General features: G+C 68.9%; 18 protein-coding genes. 6 read left to right on the top strand and 12 right to left on the bottom strand.

What is annotated here, in order from left to right; translation table 11 throughout:
* Positions 1-6 precede the first annotated feature (6 nt).
* Positions 7-423, bottom strand: a complete 417-nt coding sequence (locus M2351_RS01055) for an acyl-CoA thioesterase (protein WP_264654329.1) — start codon at positions 421-423, stop codon at positions 7-9.
* Between the two features lie 175 nt (positions 424-598).
* Here M2351_RS01055 and M2351_RS01050 point away from each other — a divergent pair, with 175 nt between their 5' ends.
* Positions 599-841 (top strand): hypothetical protein, encoded by a 243-nt coding sequence (locus tag M2351_RS01050; RefSeq protein ID WP_209770548.1) that lies wholly within the window; start codon positions 599-601, stop codon positions 839-841.
* A 16-nt stretch (positions 842-857) separates the two neighbouring features.
* On the opposite strand, the gene M2351_RS01045 is transcribed toward M2351_RS01050, so the two are convergent.
* Both M2351_RS01045 and M2351_RS01040 read right to left on the bottom strand, forming a co-directional pair.
* Positions 858-1,673, bottom strand: a complete 816-nt coding sequence (locus M2351_RS01045) for an ABC transporter permease (protein ID WP_264654328.1) — start codon at positions 1,671-1,673, stop codon at positions 858-860.
* Between the two features lie 10 nt (positions 1,674-1,683).
* Entirely contained in the window at positions 1,684-2,568 is an 885-nt protein-coding gene (locus tag M2351_RS01040) for an ABC transporter permease (RefSeq protein WP_264654327.1), read from the bottom strand.
* A gap of 280 nt (positions 2,569-2,848) precedes the next feature.
* Here M2351_RS01040 and M2351_RS01035 point away from each other — a divergent pair, with 280 nt between their 5' ends.
* The 3 genes from M2351_RS01035 to M2351_RS01025 all read left to right on the top strand — a co-directional run bounded on the left by M2351_RS01035 (position 2,849) and on the right by M2351_RS01025 (position 5,677).
* Entirely contained in the window at positions 2,849-3,244 is a 396-nt protein-coding gene (locus M2351_RS01035) for a DUF2946 family protein (protein WP_264654326.1), read from the top strand.
* Positions 3,245-3,433: 189 nt separating this feature from the next.
* Complete coding sequence (locus tag M2351_RS01030) at positions 3,434-3,961, top strand: YcnI family copper-binding membrane protein (protein ID WP_264654325.1); 528 nt, start codon at positions 3,434-3,436, stop codon at positions 3,959-3,961.
* A gap of 24 nt (positions 3,962-3,985) precedes the next feature.
* Positions 3,986-5,677 (top strand): copper resistance protein CopC, encoded by a 1,692-nt coding sequence (locus tag M2351_RS01025; RefSeq protein ID WP_264654324.1) that lies wholly within the window; start codon positions 3,986-3,988, stop codon positions 5,675-5,677.
* A 9-nt stretch (positions 5,678-5,686) separates the two neighbouring features.
* On the opposite strand, the gene M2351_RS01020 is transcribed toward M2351_RS01025, so the two are convergent.
* The 9 genes from M2351_RS01020 to M2351_RS00980 all read right to left on the bottom strand — a co-directional run bounded on the left by M2351_RS01020 (position 5,687) and on the right by M2351_RS00980 (position 16,354).
* Positions 5,687-6,739: an ABC transporter ATP-binding protein gene (locus M2351_RS01020; RefSeq protein WP_264654323.1), complete on the bottom strand. Its 1,053-nt coding sequence runs from the start codon at positions 6,737-6,739 to the stop codon at positions 5,687-5,689.
* Positions 6,740-6,877: 138 nt separating this feature from the next.
* Positions 6,878-8,074 carry an extracellular solute-binding protein gene (locus M2351_RS01015; RefSeq protein WP_264654322.1) on the bottom strand — a complete coding sequence of 399 codons (1,197 nt, stop codon included), beginning with the start codon at positions 8,072-8,074 and terminating at the stop codon, positions 6,878-6,880.
* 128 nt (positions 8,075-8,202) lie between these two features.
* Positions 8,203-9,138: a GGDEF domain-containing response regulator gene (locus M2351_RS01010; protein ID WP_264654321.1), complete on the bottom strand. Its 936-nt coding sequence runs from the start codon at positions 9,136-9,138 to the stop codon at positions 8,203-8,205.
* A gap of 136 nt (positions 9,139-9,274) precedes the next feature.
* The gene (gene dnaA / locus M2351_RS01005; RefSeq protein WP_264654320.1) at positions 9,275-10,750 is read right to left on the bottom strand and encodes a chromosomal replication initiator protein DnaA; all 1,476 of its coding nucleotides are present in this window, start codon (positions 10,748-10,750) and stop codon (positions 9,275-9,277) included.
* A gap of 875 nt (positions 10,751-11,625) precedes the next feature.
* The gene (rpsT, locus tag M2351_RS01000) at positions 11,626-11,886 is read right to left on the bottom strand and encodes a 30S ribosomal protein S20 (protein WP_264654319.1); all 261 of its coding nucleotides are present in this window, start codon (positions 11,884-11,886) and stop codon (positions 11,626-11,628) included.
* A gap of 173 nt (positions 11,887-12,059) precedes the next feature.
* Positions 12,060-12,836, bottom strand: coding sequence for an enoyl-CoA hydratase (locus M2351_RS00995; protein WP_264654318.1), 777 nt, complete (start codon positions 12,834-12,836; stop codon positions 12,060-12,062).
* A gap of 81 nt (positions 12,837-12,917) precedes the next feature.
* On the bottom strand, positions 12,918-13,373 hold the full coding sequence (locus M2351_RS00990) for a hypothetical protein (RefSeq protein ID WP_264654317.1): 456 nt from the start codon (positions 13,371-13,373) through the stop codon (positions 12,918-12,920).
* 14 nt (positions 13,374-13,387) lie between these two features.
* On the bottom strand, positions 13,388-14,230 hold the full coding sequence (mutM, locus tag M2351_RS00985; RefSeq protein ID WP_264654316.1) for a bifunctional DNA-formamidopyrimidine glycosylase/DNA-(apurinic or apyrimidinic site) lyase: 843 nt from the start codon (positions 14,228-14,230) through the stop codon (positions 13,388-13,390).
* A 90-nt stretch (positions 14,231-14,320) separates the two neighbouring features.
* Positions 14,321-16,354: a tetratricopeptide repeat protein gene (locus M2351_RS00980; RefSeq protein WP_264654315.1), complete on the bottom strand. Its 2,034-nt coding sequence runs from the start codon at positions 16,352-16,354 to the stop codon at positions 14,321-14,323.
* A gap of 160 nt (positions 16,355-16,514) precedes the next feature.
* On the opposite strand from M2351_RS00980, the gene M2351_RS00975 reads away from it, so the two are divergent.
* Positions 16,515-17,330, top strand: a complete 816-nt coding sequence (locus M2351_RS00975; protein WP_264654314.1) for a class I SAM-dependent methyltransferase — start codon at positions 16,515-16,517, stop codon at positions 17,328-17,330.
* Positions 17,331-17,333: 3 nt separating this feature from the next.
* A complete protein-coding gene (gene ubiB, locus M2351_RS00970) occupies positions 17,334-18,872 on the top strand; it encodes a 2-polyprenylphenol 6-hydroxylase (RefSeq protein ID WP_264654313.1) in 1,539 nt (512 codons plus the stop codon).
* Positions 18,873-18,907: the final 35 nt, after the last annotated feature.

The following is an 18,907-nucleotide window of genomic DNA, read 5'->3' as shown; positions in this document are numbered from 1 at the left end:
GGGAACTCATTGGAAGCGGGCGAGCACGGCGCGAAGGTCGTCGGGCGCGGGGGTCGGGCGGTGGGCGGCCCGGTCGACGATCACGCAGACGGCCTCCTGCGTGGCGATGCAGCGGTCGCCCTGGAAGACGCCGACGGCCAGCGCCACGGAGCTGTTGCCGACCTTCAGAACGCGGACGCCGACCCGGATGTCGGCGGGGTACAGCAGTTCCGCCTTGTACTCGATCAGGCTGCGGGCCAGCACCACGGTCCAGGGCGACTCCGCGCCGAAGCCGCTCGCCTCGCGGAACAGGAGGACGCGCGCCTGCTCGAAATAGACCCCGATGGCGTTGTTGTTGACGTGGCCGAGGGTGTCGAGGTCGGCGAAGCGGACGTGCTCGTCGATCCAGAAGCGGTAATGGTCGGGGCTGGTCGGGTCGGTCATGGTCGCCATGGAAATGGGGGAAAGCCTGCCGGAATGTGGCCGGCCGGTCGCGCGAGAGCAAGCCCGGGCATGGCGGTCATTCCCCGCACAATCCCGTCAAGGGCCCGATTTGCCGCGCCAAGCCGCCCGCACGGGTGTTATAGGAGTCGGACCAACACCCGCAACGGACCGAACGATGAGCAAGGACACCACCAACCAGACGGCCGAGGCCCTGTTCGAGAAGGCCCTGTCGATCGCCGAGAAGCACCTTGAGTCGGCGATCCAGGAGGGAGGCGTTCTCGGCCCCTACATCGCCGTTGCCATGATCGAGGCCGCCGTCAACGCCGCCGTGGACGAGACCAGCCACGAGGATGTCATCGACATGCTGCGCGACCTCGCCTCGCAGATCGAGGCCGACGCCGACGAGGACGAGGACTGATCCGTCATCCTCCGCGTTATTCCTGGGCGGGTTCTTGCCGCCGGCGCTCCTCGCGCCGGCGCAGGATCTCGTAGGTGACGGCGCCCAGCACCGTCAGCGCGATCAGGATCAGCGACAGCGCGTTGACCGCCGGGGTCAGCCCCGTGCGCACCTTGGACGCGATGTAGACCGTCAGCGTGGTGTCGAGCCCGCGGACGAAGAGAGTCGTGTTGTAATTCTCGAAGCTCTGCAGGAAGGCCAGGAAGGCCGCCGACAGGATCGCCGGCGTCAGGTACGGCAGCGTGATGCGCCGGAACACCTGCCCGTGCGTGGCGCCCAGGTCCAGCGCCGCCTCCTCCAGTGTCTGGTCGAAGCGTTGCAGGCGGGCCAGGAACAGCAGCATCGCGTAGGCGGCGATGAAGCTGGACTGCGCCACGATGGTCAGGAACAGGCCGCCGGTCACCCCGAACCACTGCCGCCAGAAGACCAGCGTGGAGATGCCGACGATCACCCCCGGCGTCAGCAGCGGCGACACCATGACGGCGTAGAGGAAGGTCCGCGCCCGGCTGTGCAGCCGGTCGAGCAGCAGGGCCGCCGCCAGCCCCAGCGGCACCGCCACCGCGATCACCCCCGCCCCGACCAGCAGGCTGGTCCCCAACGCCTGCCACATCCGCTGGTCGGCCCAGAGGGCGGAGAACCAGCCGAGCGTGAAGCCCGTCCAGGGGGTGACGGTGGGGAAGCGGCTGCTGTTGAAGGTCGCCGCCGCCATGATCCCCAGCGGCAGGAACAGGTAGCCGAAGAAGACCACGAGATAGGCCCCGGTGGCCCAGCGGCGGAAGCTTGCGGCGCTCATTTGGCACCCGTCATTTCGCGATATCCGTCAGGCCGACGCGGAACAGGCGCATCATCAGCAGGATGAAGCCGATGCACAGGACCAGCAGGATGAAGGCGTAGGCCGCCCCCTGGTTCCAGTTCCCGCCCTCGAAGAACCAGTTGTAGATGACCTCGGTGAACCAGCGGCTCTGCGGCCCGCCGAGCAGGGCGGGCACGGCGTAGCTGCCCGCCGCCAGCATGAAGGTCATGATGCAGCCGACCGCGATGCCCGGCTTGGCGTGCGGAACGACCACGCGACGGTGGATGCGGACCCAGCCGGCGCCCAGGTCCCGCGCCGCCTCGATCTGGTTGCGGTCCAGCGACTCCATGGCGTTCATGATCGGGAACACCATGAAGAGGATGTAGACGTAGACCATCCCGACGATGACGCCCGCGTCGCCGCCCAGCAGCCGCTGCGGCTCGCTGAAAATCCCCAAGCCCACCAGCAGCGTGTTCAGCGGCCCGTTGAAGGCCAGGATGATGTACCAGGCGAAGGTGCGCAGCAGCTCGTTGATCCAGAAGGGGATCACCAGCATCAGCATGAGCGTCGGCAGCCGGCGCCTGGGGGCCACCTGCGCCAAGTAGAAGGCCACGGGGTAGCAGACGACCAGCGTGACGGCGGTGACCAGGCTGCTGGCCCAGATCGTCTTCAGGAAGATCGCGAGGTGGATTTGGTTGGTCCACAGCGTCGCGTAGTTCTTGACGGTGTAGACGTCCTCCGGCCCGCCGAGCTTGCTTGGGGGCAGCGACGGCCGGAAGGAGAAGTCCACCATCAGCAGCTGCGGCAAAATGACCAACAGCAGCAGCCAGACCGCGACGGCCAGCAAGATGAGCCCCGTCAGCACCGGCCCGTAGCGGCGCAGGACCTCAGTCATCGCCGGGGGTCCCTCTTCTTGAAAACGGCTCCGGTGGATGAAACGGAATGAAACGCTGTGAAACGTCGGACGTCGCGCTGTTTCATCCGCCACCCGCCGGCTGGGTCGTAGGATCGAAAGCCTATCACGGGCAGGCTCCCGAGCGCAAGCGAGGCCGTCCAGCACGGGCGAAAGGCCTTACAATTATTGTGTTTTTGTGCTCTTCGTATGCGTTCATAGTGACCTTATGCACGCGTGGCGATCAGCACCGAGGGCGACATGGGTAACGGCATGGTGTGCCGTGCTGACCCTGTTCGTCCACGCGATCGTCATGGGCACGCACGTGCCCCCGCCGCTCGCCGCCGCTCTGTCGCAGGCGGCGGCCGTCGTGGTCGCCGACGAGCCCTGCCATGACCATGGGATGGACCATGGCATGGCGGAGACGGACACGCCGATGGCCGCCCATGGTGACCATGGCGGGTCCGGCAAGGTCCCGGCGGGGATGCCGGGGCATTTCACCTACTGCCCGATCTGCCTGTCGCTGCACGGCGGCAAGGTCCTTGGTCCGGCCGTGGCCCCCGTTCCGGTTCCGCCGGTTGCCGTGGTGGTCACGGCGCCGTTGCCCATGGACGAGGTTGTCCACGACGGCCAGCCGACGCGGCCCTACGCCGCGCGGGCGCCTCCGGTGAGTGTCTGACGCCGATGCGCTGAGAGGTTGGGGAGTTTTACCCCCACCCTACCCCTCCCCCGCTCTCGGCGGACCCAAAGGGTCCGCCGAGAGCGGGGGAGGGAGGGACCCGCAAAGCGGGAGGGTGGGGGCAAACCCGCCCCGCACACCGGCGCATCCCCACCATCCCCAGACACACCACACACACCGGAGATTCCCATGTCCCGCACCACCCGCGGCGCCCTGATGGCTGCCGTCGTCCTGTCCTGCCTGCCGGTTGCCGGCACGCTCGCCCACACAACACTGGAGGCCAAACAGGCCCCGGCCGGCAGCCTGTACAAGGCCGTGCTGCGCGTCGGCCACGGCTGCGAAGGCACCGCCACCACCACGCTGCGCGTCCAGATCCCCGAGGGCGTGGTCGCCGTGAAGCCGATGCCGAAGGCCGGCTGGACGTTGACCACCAAGGAAGGCCAGTATGCCCAGGCCTACGATTACTACGACGAGAAGCTGACCAAGGGCGTCACCGAGATCAGCTGGAGCGGCGGCAAGCTGGCCGACGCCCATTACGACGAGTTCGTCTTCCGCGCCAAGCTGCCGGAGAAGCCGGCCGGCACGGTCGTGTACTTCCCCGTGGTCCAGGAATGCGAAAAGGGCGTTCATCGCTGGATCGAGATCCCGGAGGCCGGCAAGACCGACCACGACTACAAGGAACCGGCCCCCGGCGTGACGCTGACCGCGAAGCCGTAAGGACCGCCTGGAGGAGACGACGGCATGCGCCGACACCTGATGGGGTGGCCCCTGATAAAAGGGTGGTTGGCCGCCCTGCTGCTGATGCTGGCGGTATCGTCGGCCTGGGCGCACGCCGTGCTGGTCGAGGCCGTGCCCCCGGACGGGGCGCGGCTGGACCGCCCGCCGGCCGAGGTCAGCCTGCGCTTCAACGAGCCGGTCAGCCCGGTGTCGGTGCGTGTGCTTGGCCCCGGCGGGGCGGAGGTCGCCCTGCCCTCCCCGCCCAAGGCCGAGGACGGGACGCTGCGCGTCGCCCTGCCCGCCGGGCTGGCGGCGGGGACCCATGTGGTCAGCTTCCGCGTCGTCTCGGCGGACGGGCATCCGGTCGCGGGGTCGATCCTGTTCGGGATCGGCGCCGCGCCGGACCGCGGAGTCGTCCAGGCCGAAGAGGCGCGTCAGTCCACGCTGCTGGCCGCGGCGGCGGCGCGGTGGCTGCATTACGGTAGCCTGCTGGTCGCCGTGGGCGGCGGGCTGTTCCTGATCATGGTCCTGGATGGGTGGAGCCCGGTTGGCCGGCGGCTGAAGCCCGGCCTGTGCCTGGGCGTCGGCGTCGCCGCCCTGGCCGCGGTGTTGAACGTCGGGCTGGCCGGGGCCGTGCTGGAGGGGGCGCCGCTGACCGGCCTCGCCGCCGCCGCCGTCTGGAAGACCGGGGCGGCGAGCAGCACGGGCGCCAGCGCCGCGCTCGCCCTGCTGGGCCTGGTCGCCACCGCGCTGGGCTTGGCGCTGGAGGAGCGCGGGCGGGCCGGATCCGCGCTGCTGCTGGCCGGCGCGGTGGGCGCCGCGCTGGCGCTGACCGCCACCGGCCACGCGGCGACGGCCGAGCCGCGCTGGCTGAGCGTGCCGCTGGTCGCGCTGCACGCGCTGGGCGTGGCCTTCTGGATCGGGTCATTTTGGCCGCTGGCGGTGGTGCTGCGGACCGAAGCGGCGACGGAGGCCGTGCGGATCGTGCGCCGCTTCTCCGGCCTGGCGATGGGCGCGGTGGCCGTGCTGGTGCTCGCCGGGGCGGTGTTGAGCGTGCTTCAGCTGGTTGAGCCGCGCGCCATCGTCGACACCGCCTATGGCCAGCTCTGGCTCGGCAAGATGGTGTGCGTGCTGGCGATGCTGGTGCTGGCGGCGGTGAACCGGCTGAGGCTGACGCCGGATTTGGCGATCGCCGGCCCGGCTGCCGCGGCGCGGCTGCGCGGCAGCCTGTTCACGGAGATGGTGGCCGCGGCGCTGGTCCTGCTGTTCACCGCCGGGCTGGGAACGACCCCGCCGCCGCGCGCGCTGGCTGAGTCGGACGTAGCCGAGTCGGACGTGGCCAAGTCGGACGTGGCCAAGTCGGACGTGGCCAAGTCGGACGTGGCCACGTCCGCCGGTTTCTCGGCCGTGGTCACGGTGCGGGGGCGCCCGGCGCTGATCACCGTGACGCCGGCCCGGCCGGGGCCGAACCGCCTCGCCGTGCAGATCGAGCAGGCGGACGGGACGCCGCTCAACGCCCAGGAGGTCTCCGCCGAACTCGCCTTGCCCTCGGCGGGGATCGAGCCGATCGGTCGGGTTCTGGCGAAGGCCGGGCCGGGCCTTTATGCGGCGGACGGCGTGGAACTGCCGCTGGCGGGGGATTGGACGGTGCGGGTCGACGCGCTGGTCAGCGATTTCGAGAAGGCGCTGTACCGGACGGAGGTGACGGTAAGGTGAGGCACCCCCCTACTCCGGCAGCACCACCGCGTCGTCGGCGCGGAAGGCGATGCGGGCGGGTTGGCCGGGGGTGAAGGGGGGCTCGGCGCCCACATGCGGGATCTGGACGGTGATGTCGCCTTCCAGGAAGGCGTTGATGAAAGCGCCTTCGAAGTCGCGGTGGGTGACGCGCGATTCCAGGATGTTCTCGGCTTCGGCTCCCGCCGTGACTCGCTCCGGGCGGACATACAGGGTGGCGCGGTCGCCGGGCCGGAGGTTGCGCGGGTTGCGGCCGACCAAGCGGCCATAGGGGGTGTCGAGCGCCGCGCGGGTTGCGTCGGCATCGGCCACCGTTCCGGCGAAGCGGTTGTTCTCCCCCACGAAGGAGGCGACGAAGGACGTTTCCGGATGGTCGTAGATGCTGCGCCCGTCGCCCACCTGCTCCAGCACCCCCCGGGACATCACGCCGATGCGGTCGGACATGGTCAGGGCCTCGCCCTGGTCGTGGGTGATGTAGATGAAGGTGACGCCGGTACGCTTCTGAAGGTCGCGCAGCTCCGCCCGCATGTGTTGGCGCAGCTTCAGGTCCAGCGCCGACAGCGGCTCGTCAAGCAGCAGGACGGCGGGCTCCACCGCCAGCGCGCGGGCGATGGCGATGCGCTGGCGCTGGCCGCCGGACAGCTCCGTGACCTTCTTGTCCGCCGTCTCCGGCAGGGCCACGAGGTCGAGGAGCTGGCGGACGCGGGCCTTGCGGTCGGCGGAGGGGATGCCGCGCACCTCCAGCCCGAAGCCGATGTTTTCCGCCACCGTCATCAGCGGGAACAGGGCGAGGTTCTGGAAGATCAGCGCGGTCGGGCGCTTGTTCGGGCCGATGCCGCGCATGTCGCGCCCGCCGATGCGGATGGCGCCCTCCGTGGGTTCCATGAAGCCGGAGATCATGCGCAGGATCGTGGTCTTCCCGCAGCCGGACGGCCCCAGGAAGCTGAAGAACTCCCCGGCGCGGATGGTCAGGGACACGTTGCGGACCGCGGTGACCGCGCCGAACCGCATGGTGACGGAGTCGAGCTGGACGTCCTGGCTCATGCCTGTCTCGAAAAGCGTGTCGTGGCCTGGAAGTGGGCCCGGAGGTGGCCCCGAAAGCGGACGTCACCACAGAGGCACAGAGACACGGAGGAACACAGAGATATTTTTTTCTGTGTCTCCGTGTCTCTGTGGTGAAAATCACGCCGCCAGGAAGCGGTCCTGGTATTCGTTGCGGATGGAGACGTACCAGGCTTCCTGGATTGGCCACCACCACAGCTTCTGCAGCGCGTCGCCGGGGTAGGCGTCGGCGAAGAACTGCTTGTTGAGGTCGGTCAGGTGCGCCTCCGCCCCCACGGCGGTGCTGGAGATGCCGGAGTGGTTGGTGTAGAGCGCGCCGGCCTCCGGCGTGTAGAACCAGTTGATCCAGGCGTAGGCCTGCTCCAGGTTCTCCGCCTTCTTCGGGATCGCGTAGCCTTCCATCCAGGCCAAGGCGCCTTCCTTCGGCGCGATGAAGCGGACCGGCAGGCCTTCCTTGCGCAGCGCCACGGCCGTGCTGTCCCAGGTCTGGCCGATGACGCAGCCGTTGGTGCGGAAGGCGCCCTGGGCCTCGTTCTCGTTGGACCAGAACTGGCCGACCGCCTTCTTGTTCGCGGTCGCGACCTTCAGGATCGCGTCGAAGTTGGCGCGGGCCTTCGCCTCGTCCTTGAACTGCTCGCGGATCGGGTGCGGCAGCTTGCCCTGGCCTTCCAGCCACAGGCCGATGCCGATCAGCGAGGAATGGCCGCGCACGGTGGCCTTGCCGGCGTATTCCGGCTTCCAGATGTCGCCGTAGCTGGCCGTGCCGTACTTCAGCGGGGCCTTGTTCATGTCGTAGGCGATCGCCTCCGTCCCCCAGTCGGCCGGGGCGAAGTAGCGCTTGCCGCCGACCACGCCGCCCATGCCGGCGGAACCCTCGACCGAGGACTTCAGGCAGCCGTCCCACTTCACCTTGGACTCATCCAGCGGCTGCATGAGGTCGAACTCGACGTAGTTCGGCACGCGGTCCACCGTCGGGTGGATGATGTCGAAGCCGGCGCCGCCCGTGGCCTTCAGCTGGTTCAGCAGCTCGTCGTTGGTGCCGTATTCGGTCAGCGTCGCCTTGATGCCGGTCTTTTTCTCGAAGTCGGCCAGCATGTCCGGGCTGATGTAGCCGGCCCAGGAGAAGATCTTCACCGACCCCGACGCGGCGCGGCCCTCGCGCAGGATGAAGGGGCCGACCGACGCCACGCCCGCGGCGGCCGCAGCACCTTGCAGCAGCAGGCGGCGGGTGAAGCCCTTGGCGGCGCGCTGGGTGGCGACGCTCGACCGGAATTCGTTGCTGGTGGTTCCCTTGCCCGTGTTGTTGCCGTCGGCCATGGCTCCCTCACTCCCTTTTTTTGTCCGGAGGGCAACTGTGCCGCGATCTTTGGCGGGCGTCCATGGCTCAAGCGGGAGCGGTGCCAAACTTCATCGTGCTGTCATGGGAGCCCGGGATTGGCCGCGGTCTACATCACGTAGAAGCGCGCCTTCACCACCACGCCGCCGGTGCCGGCGACCACCGTGCGGTTGCGGCCGCTGTTTTTGGCGAAGTAGAGCGACTCGTCGGCGCGGGCCAGCAGGTCGGCGACCGACTCGGTGCCTTCGGCCGGGCACATGCCGATGCTGACGGTAAAGGAGAAGGGCACGCCCTCCGCCGTGGTCACGACGAGCGCGGATGTCGCCAGCCGTACCTGCTCCGCCTTGGATATCGCCGACTCGACGTCGCCGGCGGGCAGGACCATGCAGAACTCCTCCCCGCCCATGCGGCCGACGAAGCCGCCGGGCGGCACGTGGGCCGCGCAGGTCTCGGCGAAGCGCTTCAGCGCGATGTCGCCGTTGGAGTGGCCGTGGGTGTCGTTGATCGCCTTGAAATGGTCGATGTCGAACAGGGCGATGGTGAAGGGGGCGGCGGGAGAGCCGTCGTCCCGGGCCAGGCGGTAGTCCTGCTCCAGCCGTTCCATGAAGCGGCGGCGGTTCAGCACGCCAGTCAGGTAGTCGGTGTTCAGCATCTCCGCCATCACCCGGTGGGTGCGGGTGATGCGCTCCCCCGCGCGCACGCGGGCGCGCAGCATGGGCATGTCGATGGGCTTGGTCAGGAACTCGTCGGCACCCGCGTCGAACGCCTCGATCCGGCGCTGGATGTCGTCGTCGGCGGTCATCAGGATGCAGAAGGTGCGGTGCTGGTCGTCCTCCGCCCGGATCAGCCAGCACAGCTCCAACCCGTCCATGCGCGGCATTTCCAGGTCGGTGATCAGAATGTGAATGTCATTGCGGTGGTAGAGGTCCCATGCCTCCTGGCCGTCGCGCGCGACCAGGACATGGTAGCCGGAGGCCTCCAAGTGGTCCTTCAGGATCTTCCGGACAACCGCGGAGTCATCGGCGATGAGGACGTTCGTCTCCATGGTTGCGTGAAAACCCCAAGCCATCAACCGCTGCAAACGGGTGTTTACCGCGGATTTGGCTAAAGTCCTACGCTTTTCGGCGGAGTCGGGTTGCGCCGGCTGAAAGACGGTGAGGAATAACGCCCAGGAAAGACGATCAGCTTTCCAGCATGCGGCGCAGCAGTTCCACGTCCTCGGCAAAGGCGGGGTCGGTGGTCCGCAGCTCCTCCACCTTCTTCACGGCGTGCATGACGGTGGTGTGGTCGCGGCCGCCGAACTTGCGCCCGATCTCCGGCAGGGAGCGAGCGGTCAGCTGCTTGGCCAGGTACATGGCGACCTGCCGCGGCCGGGCGACGGCGCGGGCGCGGCGGGCCGAATGCATGTCGGCGACGCGGATGTTGAAGTGCTCCGCCACGCGCTTCTGGATTTCGTCGATGGTGACGCGGCGGTCGTTGGCGCGCAGCAGGTCGTGCAGCACCTCCTGCGTCGATTCCAGCGAGATGGCCCGGCCGACCAGCTCCGCGTGCGCGACGATGCGGTTCAGCGCCCCTTCCAGTTCGCGCACGTTCGACGTGATCTTGTGGGCCAGGAACTCCAGCACCTTCAGGGGAATGGCCGCGTTCAGCGCGTCGGCCTTGGCCTGGAGGATGCCGAGCCGCAGCTCGTAGGTGGTGGGGTGGATGTCCGCCACGAGGCCCCAGCCGAGGCGGGAGCGCAGCCGCTCCTCCATGCCTTCCAGGTCCGACGGGCTCTTGTCGGCGGAGATGATGACCTGCCGGTTCTGGTCGACCAGCGCGTTGAAGGTGTGGAAGAACTCTTCCTGCGTGCTGTCCTTGCCGCTGATGAACTGGACGTCGTCGATCATCAGCACGTCCACCGAGCGGAACTGCTGCTTGAAGGCCATGGTGTCCTTGAAGCGCAGCGCCCGGATGAACTGGTACATGAACTTTTCCGCCGATAGGTAGATCACCTTGCGGTTCGGATCGTTCCGCCGGATCTGCCAGGCGATGGCGTGCATCAGGTGGGTCTTGCCGAGCCCCACCCCACCGTAGAGGAACAGCGGGTTGAAGGTGACCGAGGTCGCGTCGGCGACCCGGCGGGCGGCGGCGTGGGCCAGCTCGTTCGGCTTGCCCACCACGAAATTCTCGAAGGTGAAGCGCGGATCGAGCGGGGCGGAGATGTCGGTGCGGTCCTCCAGCACCGAGGCGACCGCGGTCGGCGACTCGTCGGAGAAGGCCGGCGACGGCGGACCAGCCGCGTAAGATCCGCTGGTGTAGGAGGTCGGCTGGGCGGAGACCAGCCGCGCCGGGGCCGGGGCCGCGTCGTTTCCATCCAGGTCGTCGTCCCCGTCGTCCGCGAGCGCGGCCGGGGCGTTGGCCGCGGCCACCACGACGTCGATGGACTGGACCTCCGGATTCTCGCCGGACCATAGGTTGCGGATGCGGTCGGCGTAGTGGGTCAGCACCCAGTCGCGCATGAAGCGCGTGGGCACCACGATGCGGACCTCGCCACCCCGGATGCCAGCGAAGGAGAGCGGCTGCAGCCAGCTGCGGTAGGCGATCTCGCCCACCTCGTCCTTGAGGCGGCCCCGGATGCGGGCCCACTGTTGATCCAACGACGCGCCGACCGACATGCTTTCCCTACCCCGCTCCTTTCCCCCGGACGGCCAAGACCGTCACGGCCACTGGTCGAACGGGGCCAAGCCAACCGTCGGACCCCCGCTTTCAAAACCCAGTCGCCGGGCCCCGCATTGCGGGCCCAAGCTGAAACCAACGCACCTGAAACCAACACACCCGAAACCCGGACACGCATCAAGCGAAGACGAAACCGCTCCCCATCCGCGCCGCTGGCGCGTGTCATCCGCGCCACATGTGCCATTTGCGCAACAGGCAGACCGGAAATTCGGACCAGCCTGTCTCCGCATGCATCCCCGCGCGCGGCGCCCCCGGCGTCCGTTTTCGGACGCTCTCTTCCCAAACCCTTCGGGCCGTCCCTTAAGGTAAGCTCCGCCGTACGGATTGTTCCTCTCCGGAAGACTCCAACGGTGGATGCCTCCAAACTGGACGGCAACGCTATACCTTCGGCGAAACGGGCCCCTCGGCGAAACCAGGAGTTCCGCCTTCCCAACACCAAGTTTTAAAGAGAGGGCCACTCGTGAAACGCCGGTTGACTCTCCGTCGACTCAGCGCCCTGCGGCTTCGAACGTCTCCGTTCCCAGATGGACGGCGCAAGACTTTGCTATCGGCATCACCTCGCCATCCCCGACGGATCGAAAGTCTAATCAGACTCCCCATCCGAGGCAATGGGACAGAAAGCGAACGGTCCAAAATGCCACAAGGGTTGGCGTTCGAGCAAAGACCGCCGCTCAAACAATAACCCATGAATCGCCGCCCAATGATTCCTGGCCTGTGCTGCCGGGAACCTGGGCGCGATACATGGATTTTGGTCTCTGAAAACGCAAAAAGCCGCGCCCATACCTGGTGCGCGGCTTAATAACGCTGAGAGTACTCAGAGAGCCTTGATGCGGGCCGACAGGCGCGACAGCTTGCGCGACACCGTGTTCTTGTGCAGAACGCCCTTGGAAGCGCCGCGCATCATTTCCGGCTGGGCGGCCTTGAAGGCCTCAGCGGCCTCGACCTTGTTGCCGGACTCGATCGCGGACTCGACCTTCTTCACGAAGGTGCGGATGCGGCTCACGCGGTTACGGTTGATCTCCGTACGACGCGCGGTTTGACGAATGCGCTTTTCAGCAGACTTATGATTGGCCATGAAAACCCTACTCCGGACGACACGCCTGTCCCAGTGCGAGGGGGCCTTATACGCTCCACCCGAATGAGAGTCAAGGCGCGCACAGACACTGATTTCGCTTAAGTGAAACGAGGCGAGATCTTGGTGGTGACATGCCCTTCCCCCGCTAGATGCGGGGGAGGGAGCAACGGATCTCAGCGATGCTTCCAGTCCGGCTGGCGCTTCTCGGCGAAGGCGGCCATGCCTTCCTTCTGGTCTTCGGTGGCGAAGGTGGAGTGGAAGAGTCGCCGTTCGACCTTCACGCCCTCGGACAGCGTCGTCTCGTAGGCGGCGTTGACGGCGTCCTTGGCCATCATGACGACCGGGCGGGAGAGCTTGGCGATCTTCTCGGCGACGCGGACAGCCTCGTCCACCAGGTCGGCGGCCGGGATGACGCGGCTGACGAGGCCGGCGCGCTCGGCCTCCGCGGCGTCCATCATGCGGCCGGTCAGGCACATCTCCATGGCCTTGGACTTGCCGACGAAGCGGGTCAGGCGCTGCGTGCCGCCGGCGCCGGGGATGGTGCCGATGGTGATCTCCGGCTGGCCGAACTTGGCGGTGTCCGCGGCCAGGATGAAGTCGGCCATCATGGCCAGCTCGCAACCGCCGCCCAGCGCGAAGCCGGCGACCGCGGCGATGGTCGGCTTGCGGGTCTTGGCCAGCCGTTCCCACTTCGCGGTGATGAAGTTGGACTTGTAGACGTCCATGTAGGAGAAGCCCTGCATCTCCTTGATGTCGGCGCCGGCGGCGAAGGCCTTCTCCGACCCGGTCACCACGATGGCGCCGATGGCGTCGTCCGCCTCCAGCGCGTCGAGCGCCTGGCCCAGCTCGGTCACCAGCTGGTCGGACAGGGCGTTCAGCGCCTTCGGCCGGTTCAGCGTGATCAGCCCGACGGGGCCGCGGATTTCCACGAGGATCGTTTCATACGGCATGTTGCAGCTTGCTCCCGGTGTGTCTGCCCCTCGCGAACGGGGGCGTTATGGTTGGGCGTTATGATTCGTGTGGTTTGGGGTTCAGTGCGGCATCAGCGAGAAGCGCACGGTCGTGACGTCGGCCCGGCTTGATGCCTGGGCCGGGGCCGCGCCCGGTTCGACGAACTCCAGGCGCAGTTCCTCGCCGTCGCGCAGGAAGCGCGTGCCGGCGGCCTTGGATGCCGCCTTGGATTCGGGTGCGTGCTTCCAGCCGAGCTGCGGCATGGTCTGGGTGTAGAAGGCCAGCACCGCCTTGCGGTCGACCCGCCCGGCCATCACCGATTGGGCGATGCGGCCCCCCGGCTTGTCGAAGACCAGCGGCGGCTCATCCGCGGGGACGAGGCCCGGCATCACCGGCACGTCGCCCATCCCGGTGACGAAGCGTGAGGAGTCGGAAGCCCTGGCGGGCAGCGGATGTCCGGCCAGGCCCGCGATGGCGGGGCCGGCGAGGAGGAAAGCGGCGAGCGCCGCCCGGGCGGTGGCCGATGGAGCCGTCATGGACTCCACGTATATCAGCGCTGGCGCTGCGGACAATAGAAAGTCGAGCGCCCGGCCTGCACGATCCGCTGGATTCCGCCGGTCTTCGTCACATCGCACGTGCAGCCTGGGCAGGGCTGGCCCTCGCGGTCGTAGACCGAGAACTGGTGCTGGAAATAGCCCAGCTCCCCCGACGCCTGCCGGTAGTCGCGCAAACTGGAGCCACCGGCCGCGATGGCCCGGCCCAGCACCTCCCGAATGGCCGTCGCCAGCCGGTCCGCCTTGGCGCCGGTGACGGTGGCGGCGATGCGCGTCGGGCTGATCCGGCTGAGGAACAGCGCTTCCGACACATAGATGTTGCCGAGCCCCGCAACGACCGTCTGGTCGAGCAGCGCCGCCTTAATGCTGGTCATCTTGCCGGCCAGCCGTTCGGCCAGCACCGGGCCGGAGAACTCGTTGCCCAGCGGCTCCGGCCCCAGGCTGCGCAGCAGCGGGTGGCCGGCCAGCGTTTCCGCCGTGGCAAGGTCCATCAGGCCGAAGCGGCGGGCGTCGTTGAAGGTGACCACCGTGCCGGCGTCGGTTTCCAGCACCACATGGTCGTGCGCGCCGTATTCGGCCGGTCGTTCCGGCGTGATGATCATCCGCCCGGACATGCCGAGATGGGCGATCAGCACCGTGTCATCGTCCAGATGGACCAGGATGTATTTGGCGCGCCGACGCACCGACTCGACGCGGCGGCCGGTCAGCCGCGCGCAGAAGTCCGGCGGAAACGGAAAGCGCAGGTTCGGCCGGCGCTGAAGCACCTGCACCAGCACACGCCCTTCCAGGTGGGGGGCGAGGCCGCGGCAGACGGTTTCGACTTCGGGAAGTTCGGGCATGGTCCGGAAGAGTGGTGAGGGGGAGGGGGTGACGCAAGTGGGGGGGGTGGGGAGTTGGTTGTGGGGAGTGGTTGGAGTTGGGCCCCCACCCTAGCCCTCCCCCACCTTCGGTGAGGGAGGGGACTCCGCCGCGCGTCCCTGAAAGCCCTCCCCCGTCGAAGATGGGGGAGGGTTGGGTGGGGGCCCAGCGCAACCACTCCCCTTCCCCTCCCCGCCCACTTGACACACGCTCCCCCTCACTTGACACAAACGCTCCCGGACGGCGTCGAGCACGGCACCCCAATCCCCCGCCGCCGGCTGGCGGAACAGGGTGGCCGACGGGTACCAGGGGGAGTCGGGGCGGTCGCGCAGCCAGCGCCAGTCGGCGGCGTGGCCCAGCAGGACCCAGGCGGGGTGGCCCAGCGCGCCGGCCATGTGGGCGGTCACGTTGTCGATGGTGACCACCAGATCGGTGGCGGCGATGCGGGCGGCGAGGCCGTCCAGGTCGTCGCGAAGGTCGAGGGCCGTGGGGATGGCAATGTCGATCCCCTCCCCCGCCAGCGCCGCCACCTCTGCCGCCCAGTCGCCGTATTGGAGCACGACCATGCGCGCGCCGGCGGCGTGCAGCGCCCGCGCCAGATCGGGCAGCGGAATGTTCCGGCTGCGGCCCCATTTCGGGTTGGTGGTGTGCCAGGCGATGCCGACCAGCGGCTTGCCCGTCTTGTCCGCTGGCCCATCCGCGGCCCGAAAGGCGGCGGTGCGCGCCGGATCCGCAACGAGGTAAGGATGCAGGCGCTGGAAGTCAGTGGCGTCGCGCAGCAGCCGGCGCGGCAGGCTGCCGGACGGAGTCTGCGCGGCGATGCCGGGCGCGGTCAGGCGCGGGTCCGGCGGGGTGCCGCGCGCAACGACCTCCACCTCCGGCAGGGACCGGGCGAGCAGCAGGGCCAGCCGGGCGTCGCATTCCAGCAGGCAGCGGACGCCCGCTTGCGTCAACAGCGGCAGCAGGGCGGCGAATTGCAGTTCGTCGCCGACGCCCTGCTCCCCCCAGACGAGCAGGCGCCCCTCCTCCACCGGTTCCCCGGTCCAGGCGGGTTGCGGAAATCGATCGATTTGGTCTGCCCAGACTTGGCCCGCCCAGCGGTTCTCCCAGGCGTCCCAGCCCTCGGCGAAGCGGCCCAGAGTCAGCAGGGCGGTGGCGCGCGCCAACCGCGCGTCGGCCAGGTCGGGCGCCTGGGCCAGCGCAGCGTCGGCCTGCTCCAGCGCCTCGGCCGGGCGGCCGGCGAGCATCAGGGCGTCGGCGAGGTTGTTCCGGATGGCGGACGAGGCCGGTTGCAGCGCGGCCGCGATCCGCAGCGCGCCCAGCGCGCCGTCCGCGGCGCCCTGGCCCTTCAGGACGCTGGCGCGGTTGTTCCACAGCTCCGCCCCCGCGGGGTCAAGGGCCAGCCCGCGTTCGTAGGCGTGGTTCGCCTCGGTGAGCCGACCGGCTGTCTTGTGCCGGGTCCCGAGTCGGTCCCACAGGCTGGGCCACGCCGAGTCGAGGCGCAGGGCCCGCCGCAGCGCCCGCTCCCCCGCCTCCCCCGGTTCGACGCCGAGCCGTTCCGCCAGATCGCGCAGCAGCGCCGGGTCGCCGGGCGCCAGCAGGGCGGCGACGCGCAGCTCGGCCAGCGCGTGCGCCGGCCGCCGCAGACAGTCCAGCGCCTGGGCGAGGTTGACGCGCAGGTCCGGGTCGAGCGGCCGGAGGTCAATGGCCGCGCGCAGCGCCCGCTCCGCAAGGTCCGGCCGGGCGCCGTTCGTCAGGCGGCGCAGCGCAAAGCCGTTGAGCGGAACGACCCGCGTCGGATCGAGCCGCGCCGCGCGGATCAGGCAATCGGTGGCCGGCTCGACGCGGCCCAGCGCCTCCAGCACGGCGCCGAGGTTGCTGTGGTAGTCGGGGACGGAGCCGTCGCCCGCGATGGCCTCGGCGATCAGGGCGCAGGCCTCCTCCAGCCGTTCCGCTTGCGCGAGCAGAAGGCCGCGCAGGTGCAGGGCCGGCGGGTGGCCGGGGACGGCGTCGAGAATGCGCTGGTACAGGGCGTCGGCCTCGGCCCGGCGCCCGGCCTGCTGGTGGTCGAAGGCGATGAGCAGAGCCTCCTGGACCGTCGCCATTCCCCTCCCCGCTCCCCTCTCTCATGTGGGCCGATCCCCGGCCGGAACCCTGGCGAAGCCGGGCGCGGGGGTCAAGCCCGCGAAAAAAGCGCGATTTGCCGCCCTGCCACGGTCACGCCCCCGCTGGCGCGCGCGTGGGGCCCGCGCTATGTTGCGCGCCATGACCGATCCGCACACCCCTCCCGACCCGAAAAAAGCCTCCACCACCAATTCCGCCTCCGCTTCCACCCCTGGGGTGGGACCGGAAGGGAACTGGTTCGGGTACAAGCCCGTGGACCCGGACGCCAAGTCTGGTCTCGTCCGCGCCGTGTTCAACAGCGTGGCCGGCCGTTACGACCTGATGAACGACCTGATGTCGGGCGGCATCCACCGGCTGTGGAAGGACACGCTGATGGAGATGGTCGCGCCGAAGGCCGACATGACCCTGCTGGACGTGGCGGGCGGCACCGGCGACATCGCCTTCCGCTTCCTGCAACGGGGCGGCGGGCGGGCCGTGGTGTGCGACATCACCGAGTCGATGGTGCGGGTCGGCCGCGACCGGTCCTTCGACCGCGGCATCCTGGGCGGCGTGGACTGGACGGTGGGCGACGCGGAAAAGCTGCCCGTGGCATCCCGATCGGTGGACGCCTACACCATTGCGTTCGGCCTGCGGAACGTTACGCGCATCGACGCCGCGCTTTCCGAGGCGCGCCGCGTGTTGAAGCCCGGCGGAAAGTTCTTCTGCCTGGAGTTCAGCCACGTGGTCCTGCCGGTGTTGCGCGAGATTTACGATCTCTATTCCTTCAACGTCCTGCCCAAGCTCGGCCGCATGGTGGCCGGCGACGAGGACAGCTACCGCTATCTGGTGGAAAGCATCCGCCGCTTCCCCGAGCAGCAGGCGCTGGTCAAGCGGATCGAGGCGGCCGGCTTCGGCGCCGTGCGCGTGCGCAACCTGACGGGCGGCATCGCCGCGATCCATTCCGGCTGGCGGATCTGACCGGTGTTCCGAACCGTCCGCAACCTCGTCCGCCTGTTCGGCATCGCCCGCACGGTGGCCCGCTACAACGCGCTGCCGGAGACGCTGTCGGACAGCGCGCCGGGCATCGCGATGTTCTGGCGCTGGGTCGGCAACCGGAAGGAACCGGGCCGCGTCGGCCAGCGCCTCGCCCGCGCGCTGGCGGAGCTGGGGCCAACCTACATCAAGCTGGGGCAGCTGCTGTCCACCCGTTCCGACCTGGTGGGGGAGCGGACGGCGCTTGACCTCGCCGAGCTGCAGGACAAGCTGCCGCCCTTCCCCGGTACCAAGGCCCGCGCCATCGTCGAGGAGGAGCTGGGCGCCCCCATCGCGGCGCTGTTCCAAAGCTTCGACGAGACGCCGGTTGCCGCCGCCTCCATCGCGCAGGTCCACTTCGCGGTGACCGCCGACGGGCGCGAGGTGGCCGTGAAGGTGCTGCGGCCGGGCATCGAGACCGCCTTCGAGCGGGACATCGACCTGTTCTACTGGCTGGCCGAGCTGGCCGTCATGGTCATGCCCAAGCTGAAGCGGCTGCGCCCGCGCGAGGTGGTGGACACCTTCGCCCGCACCTCCCGCCTGGAGATGGAGCTGCGGATGGAAGCCGCGGCGGCGTCGGAGCTGGCCGCGAACTTCAAGGGCGACCCGACCTTCAACGTGCCGACCATCGACTGGGACCGCACCGCGCGGCGCGTCCTGACGCTGGAGCGCATCCGCGGCGTCAAGGTGGACGAGTACGACCGGCTGGAGGCGCAGGGCTTCGACCGGGACGAGATCCTGGCCAAGGCGTCGGCCAGCTTCTTCAACCAGGTGTTCCGCGACGGCTTCTTCCACGCCGACCTGCATCCCGGCAACCTGTTCGTCGACGAGAACGGCAACATCGCCGCCGTCGATTTCGGCATCATGGGCCGGCTGGACCGGGCGACGCGGACCTACCTCGCCGACATGCTCATCGGCTTCCTGACCGGCGATTACCGCCGCGTCGCGCAGGTCCATTTCGACGCCGGATACGTCCCGCGCCACCAGTCGATCGAGGTCTTCACCCAGGCCTGCCGCGCCATCGGCGAGCCGTTGCAGAACAAGCCGCTGAACGAGATCTCCGTCGGGCGGCTGCTGGCGCAGCTGTTTGCGGTGACGGAACAGTTCGAGATGGAAACGCAGCCGCAGCTGCTGCTCCTGCAAAAGAGCATGCTGACCGCGGAGGGCGTGGGCCGCATCCTGAACCCCAAGATCAACATGTGGGAGCTGGCGCGCCCGCTGATCGAGGAGTGGATGCGCGAGAACCGCGGGCCGGAGGCGCAGATCCTCGACGACCTGGAGGCCGCCGTGGTGACCATCCGCCGCCTGCCGCATCTGGTGCGCCGGGCCGAGGAAGCTGCCACCCAGATCGCCGAGGGGGGCCTGCGCCTGCACCCGAACTCCATCCTCTTCATGCTGGAACGCTGGGTGGAGCGGCGGCTGAGCGAGCGCATCGCGATCTGGGCGATCCTCGTGCTGCTGGCGGTCATCGCGGTGGAACTGCTGTAACCACAGGTGGATATCGGAGGGGGTGCGACCGCTCG

This window comes from Azospirillum canadense, from assembly GCF_025961225.1.
In the GTDB taxonomy this organism is placed as follows: Bacteria; Pseudomonadota; Alphaproteobacteria; order Azospirillales; family Azospirillaceae; genus Azospirillum; species Azospirillum canadense.
This window is presented reverse-complemented; position numbering and strand designations above follow the sequence as displayed.